General features: G+C 69.3%; 5 protein-coding genes and 2 pseudogenes. 2 read left to right on the forward strand and 5 right to left on the reverse strand.

Annotation, left to right across the window (positions count from 1 at the left end):
* A pseudogene (locus Q8814_RS24090) lies at positions 1-87 on the forward strand (FAD-dependent monooxygenase); the annotation flags it as partial.
* Between the two features lie 50 nt (positions 88-137).
* Here Q8814_RS24090 and Q8814_RS24095 read toward each other — a convergent pair.
* The 5 genes and pseudogenes from Q8814_RS24095 to Q8814_RS24115 all read right to left on the reverse strand — a co-directional run.
* Positions 138-803: pseudogene (locus tag Q8814_RS24095) on the reverse strand (class I SAM-dependent methyltransferase); the annotation flags it as partial.
* Positions 757-2,427 (reverse strand): response regulator transcription factor, encoded by a 1,671-nt coding sequence (locus tag Q8814_RS24100; protein ID WP_330154497.1) that lies wholly within the window; start codon positions 2,425-2,427, stop codon positions 757-759. The pseudogene Q8814_RS24095 and the gene Q8814_RS24100, both read right to left, overlap by 47 nt.
* Positions 2,428-2,512: 85 nt before the next feature.
* On the reverse strand, positions 2,513-3,157 hold the full coding sequence (locus tag Q8814_RS24105; RefSeq protein WP_330154498.1) for a LysM peptidoglycan-binding domain-containing protein: 645 nt from the start codon (positions 3,155-3,157) through the stop codon (positions 2,513-2,515).
* Between the two features lie 170 nt (positions 3,158-3,327).
* The gene (locus tag Q8814_RS24110; protein WP_330154499.1) at positions 3,328-3,783 is read right to left on the reverse strand and encodes a nitroreductase family deazaflavin-dependent oxidoreductase; all 456 of its coding nucleotides are present in this window, start codon (positions 3,781-3,783) and stop codon (positions 3,328-3,330) included.
* A gap of 66 nt (positions 3,784-3,849) precedes the next feature.
* Complete coding sequence (locus Q8814_RS24115) at positions 3,850-4,788, reverse strand: alpha/beta hydrolase (protein WP_330154500.1); 939 nt, start codon at positions 4,786-4,788, stop codon at positions 3,850-3,852.
* Positions 4,789-5,003: 215 nt separating this feature from the next.
* On the opposite strand from Q8814_RS24115, the gene Q8814_RS24120 reads away from it, so the two are divergent.
* On the forward strand, positions 5,004-5,210 hold the full coding sequence (locus tag Q8814_RS24120) for a zinc-ribbon domain-containing protein (RefSeq protein ID WP_330154501.1): 207 nt from the start codon (positions 5,004-5,006) through the stop codon (positions 5,208-5,210).
* Positions 5,211-5,417: the final 207 nt, after the last annotated feature.

Here is a 5,417-nt window from a genome sequence, read left to right on the forward strand (position 1 = left end):
TCGCGGTACCTGGTCGGCTGCGACGGTGGACGCAGCACGGTGCGCAAGCTGCTCGGTGTCGGCTTCCCCGGTGAATCTGCGACGATCTGCAGCCCCGCCGATTCGACGAGGCGTGTGAGCTCGTCGAGGTCGCCGCAGACGAAGTAGGTGCTCAGCAGCGACAGGGCCTCGTCACCGGCGTGACGGGCGGCCATCTCGACGAACGGCGCGAACGCCGGTTGCGTGGCGAGGGCGCCCGGAACCGAGACCGCGACCGTGCCACCGGGAGCGACGGCGCGCGCCATTTCGCGGAGCGCGCGGTGCCGATCGGGGAAGAACATCAAGGCCATCTGACAGAGGACCGCATCGAACGACTCGTCCTGCACCGGGAGCGCGTCGGCGCTACCCCGGCGGAAGTCGAGGTCCGGGCGGACGCGGCGGGCCACGGTCAGCATCGCGTCGTTGAGGTCCACACCGACGATCCTGCCGTCGGGTGCGACCAGTTCTGCGGCGGTGCGGGCGACGATCCCGGTCCCGCAGCCGACATCGAGCACCCTCTGCCCTGGCGCGATCCCGGCGGCGGCGCAGAGGATCGGTGCCCACTGGGCGAAAAACGCGGGGACGAAGGACGATTCGTAGGACTCGGCAGTGTCGAGGGGAATCCGGAACGATTCGGATGCGGTCATGCCCCCAGCCTGCGGTCGCGGGGCGCGGCGCGCATCGGGCAACCGACCCATTTCGGTGGCCGCGCTCGGGTGTCCCGGTCGGATCGACTTGTCAGAGCAGATCACTTCCGCGACGCGGGCCGAGCACCGTGGCCACATAGGCGGCGGCCTCGGCGCGGTTGCGCAGGTCGAGCTTGGCCAGGATGCTGCTCACGTGATGGGACGCCGTCTTGCGGCTCACGAACAAGCGCGCGGCGATCTCCGGGTTCGACAAACCCGCCCCGATCAGTCGCAGCACCTCCTTCTCCCGCACCGTGAGCAGCCCCGGCTTTCCGGTCCTGGCCCGGCAGCGAACCCCCAGCGATCGCAGGACCGCCGCGGCACGGTCGGCTTCGCGTGCGGCGCCGAGCGTTTCGAACGTGGCGAGGGCGCGCCGCAGGTGGTCGACGGCGACCTCGGGTCGACGGTCCGCGAGCACGCGGCCGAGCTCGACCCTGGTGCGGGCCGACTCGAACGGCAATTCCAGTCGTGACCAGGCGCGCAGGGCCGCTTCCAGGTCGGCAGCCGCGGCGGCGCCATGTCCGCGGGCCGCGGCGACGCGCCCCGCGGCCCCGGCGGCGACGGCGGTCGACCGGTCGTTGTCGGTGCGCGCGGCGATTTCGGTCAGACGACGCGCCGCGGCAGCGCTCTTCCCGAGGTCTCCGACGGTCAGGTACGCGTCGACGAGGAGGTCGAGAGCGGTGGTCAGATGCGTGCGGTGCTGTTCGAGGGGGCGCAGCTGCGGTTCGAGAGTGCGGCCCGCACCGTGTGCATCGCCGCGGGCCAGCAGCAGCGCCGCGAGCGACAGCGCCTGTTCACCCCGGGCCTCGACCCCGACGCCGAGGTCGTCCAGTAGGTGCCCGGCCTCCTCGAGACGGCCTTGACGAATACGCAGCTCCGCCAGGCGTGTCGACGCCCGGGTGTGCAGGGCCGGATATGTGTGAGCGGTGAGCTGCACACCTGCACACAGTTCGCGGTCGGCGTCGTCCCACCGTCCGGTGGCGGCGAGCACGCTCCCGTAGAGGATGCGGCACTCGGCGTAGAGAAACGGGCACCCGTAGGTGCGCACGAAATCGTCGGCGACCCGGCACCACTGCGCGGCCCGCTCGACGTCGTCGGTCAGTTCACAGGCATTGAGCATGTCGCAGCACGTGTAGACGACCGTGTCGAGAGTCGAACGGTCACCGGCCAATGCGGCGGCCATGGCCTCGTCGATCAACGCGAACCCGGGTCCGGCCTCACCTTTGCCGACCAGCACCAAGCCCAGCTGGGACAGTGCGACGAGCTCGAGGTCGGCGTCGCCGGCCGACCGTGCCACGTCGAGCGCCTTCGACGACAGCGCTTCGGCGGTATCCAGGTCGGGAAGCCGGTAGGCGCGGGCAACCCACACCCATCCGTGCAACGATCCGGGGTCGAGGCCCGCCAGCATCCGCTCGGCCCGGGCGATCCAGCCGTTGGCCGCCGCGAAATTGGCGAAGTTCGCCTTGTACGTGATGGCCAGCCACACCGCACATCGAGCCGCGGCGGTCTCGGCTCCGGACCGGCGGAACAATGTGTAGGCGCGGGTGCATCGGTCCACGGACTCGCGGTTGCTGCCGAGCCACCACAACGCGATCGCCGACCCGAAATACGCCGCGCCCGTCTCCTCGTCCGCGAGCGCCTGCTCGTAGGAGGACCGCGCGTCACCCCAGCGGCCCTCCGCGAGGGCTGCGTCGGCGCGGGAGAGCAGCTCCTCACGGACCACACACCCATTCTGCCGCTGCCCGCGCGGCGGTGCAGCGGGTACGACGCGTCGACCAGCGGTGTCAGTGCCGCCGCGGCGGCCGTCGTCAGAAGTTGGTCAGGTCCGGAAAGTGCAGCACCTGTCCGACCGAGATCGTGTCCGGGTCGGGGATGTGGTTGGCAGCCGCGATGATCGAGAACGCGTCGGCGTTACCGTAGTGCAGCTGCGCGAGGCCGCGCAGGGTGTCGCCGGGGGCGACGGTGTGTCGACGGTTGAGCCCGGGGCGGATCAGAACCCGCCCCACGTCGAGGTGGTCGGGGTCGGTGATGTGATTCGGGTACGAGATGACCGGGCAGAGGCTCGCGTCGCCGTACCACCGGCGCGCCAGTTCCGACAGTGTCTCGCCCGCGACCACGGTGTGGTGCCCGACGTTCCCGAGTTCGGGAATCAACAGCGAGCGGCCGGCCTCGATGACGCTCGGATCGGCGATGTGGTTGGCGGCCGCGATCACCGGAAACAGGGTCGCGTCGCCGTAGAAGACCTGCGCCAGCTTCGACAGCGTGTCGCCGTGGGCGGCGGTGTACCGCCGGGTGATGTAGGGAACGAGTAGTTCCTGACCGACCGTGATCACGTCGGGATCGGCAATGTGGTTGGCGACCGCGATCACCGGAAACAGGGTCGCGTCGCCGTAGAACGCCTGTGCCAGCTTCGACAGCGTGTCGCCCGCGACGACCTCGTATTCGGTGACCATGGCAGTTCCTCGGCTCTTGTCGGTGCGGCGTTTCGGATGGACTCGCCAAGGACCATGGTGCGCACCCGGGCCCGAATGGATACGAGTAGTCCACTACCCGATTCGACGCCGATCGCCTGGATGGGTGATCCCATCGCGGCACCGGTCCTCTCGTGCCGAGGAATTCGGGGTTAAGGCGAAGGTGTCAGTTCGAAGACCGGATGGTGGGCGGCTTCCGCGGTGAACCGCTCGACCGGGTCGTTTCGGTCGGCCTGGAAGTAGCGGCGGGTCGCACCGGCCAGCGCGATGTAGCGCTGCAGTACGGGTCCGGCCTCTTCCGCAGGCACTTCGCGGATCGCGTATGTGCGGGTGTCACGGCGACGGTGGAGGGTCACCTTGCCTGCGGCCCGGGCGTTTTGCACCCATCCCACCGGGCCGTACGGTGCGACCAGCCAACGTTTTTCGTCCAGGTCGATCACCACCACGGGGTTACGGCGGATCTTGCCCGTGCGCCGCCCGCGCGTGGTCAGCAGGTAGGAATGCGGTATCACCCCCGCGCGCGTGAGCGCGCTCATCACGACGTTCTCGATGTGCCGCCCACGACTCGGCCGGTACACCCGCTCCGGACGAAACGCGTTGTCAGCCATGGTCGGCACCGGTACCGGTCACGAATTCAGGCTCTCCCCGAGGTCGGCGCAAGACCGTTGTCGACGTCATCGCTGCGCGCCGCGCTCGGTGGGCGCGGCCGGGTCGACGGGACGGGCGGCTCGCAACTGCTCGACGATGACGGTTCGCGCCGCACGACCCTCGGGGGTCGGGGTGAGCGGGTAGACGTGCAGCAGGCCGGGCCCCTCGTGGTAGTCGACGTCGACACCGGCGGCGGTGGCCTTGTCGACGAGAAGCCGCGTGTCGGGATGGATGATGTCGCGGGTGCCGGCGAAGAGGGTCAGCGGCCCGAGACCCTGCAGGTCGGCGAAGAGGGGGCTCACCCGTGGGTCGTCGAGGGCGAGGTCGGCCCGCCAATGGTCGATGAACACGCGGGTGCCCTCCCGGCCGAGCCAGGGATCGGTGGGCTGCACCAGGTCGATCTCCGGATTGGTGAGGGACAGATCGAGGGCGGGCGAGATGAGCACGGTTCTCGGCACCGTCAAGCGGTGCTCGTCGCGCAGCACGATCGCCGCCGACAGCGCGATCTGCCCGCCGGCGGAGTCCCCCGCGAGGCAGGTGCTGCCGTACCGGTCGTTGCCGGCCCTGACCAGATCCGCGACCCCGGAGACGACGTGTTCGGCGGTCCCGCGCGGCACCAGTGGATAGATGGGCACCGTGACGGTGGTGCTCGCTTCGGCGGCGATCTGGGCGGCGAGATGCCAATGCTGCGAAACGATTTCGTTGACCCATCCCCCACCGTGCACGTACAGGACGCTGCCCTGCGGTTCCGCGGCGGTGGGTGCGAGGGTGTAGATCGGCCAACCGTAGCTGTGCTCGACGGTGACCGTCACGTCGCGCCGCAGGCGTCGTGGCGGGCCGTACGGGCGGGGCCGCAGGCTCGATGCCACGATGTGCTCGGCCGCTACGGTCGGGTGCACGTACTTTCGGTTGCGGCGAATGGCGCGCATGACCCCGGGAAGCAGACGACTGGGCAGACTGGGCAACGCGTCCTCCTGGATCCGATTCTCCCCTGGTGCGATCCCCCACTCTAGGTCGCCCGCGCGCCGGTCGGACCTCGTTGGCGAGACGAATACCGGGCGTGGCCACGGGTCGCGCCCCACATCCTGCCCCGATCGGCCGACAGACATCCGCGAACCGGATGCACGATCGGTCCCGATTCCAACCGCTGACCGTTGACCGTTGACCACTCTATGCTGGCGTGGTGTTCCTTCTCTTCGGCTTCGGCACCAAGCGACAACACCTCGGCCCAGGGCAGACCCGAACGTGTCCGCGCTGCCACAACACGACACAGTGGGCACGGATGCGGGACTTCAAGCAGTTCACATTGTTCTTCGTCCCGATCGCGCGCTGGAACCGCCGGCAGCTGGAAGAGTGCGGCATCTGCGGCACCGCGGTCGAGGTCTGAGCCTCTCGTTCGGCGACAGAGCATTGTCCGTAGCCGAGCGGAAGCAGCAGTCCCTCGGTGCCGATCCGGCGTGCGCGGATCGTCCTAGGAGCGTGGGTCTGAATTAGCGATTCGGGCTCGGCACCGCCAGATTGGTTCGGCTGTTTGAGGTCGATCCGACAACCGGGTGTTCGGCCTTCGGAATGGTCGGGTGTGACACCTGGCCGG

It is taken from the genome of Rhodococcus chondri (assembly GCF_036327435.1).
GTDB lineage: Bacteria > Actinomycetota > Actinomycetes > Mycobacteriales > Mycobacteriaceae > Rhodococcus > Rhodococcus chondri.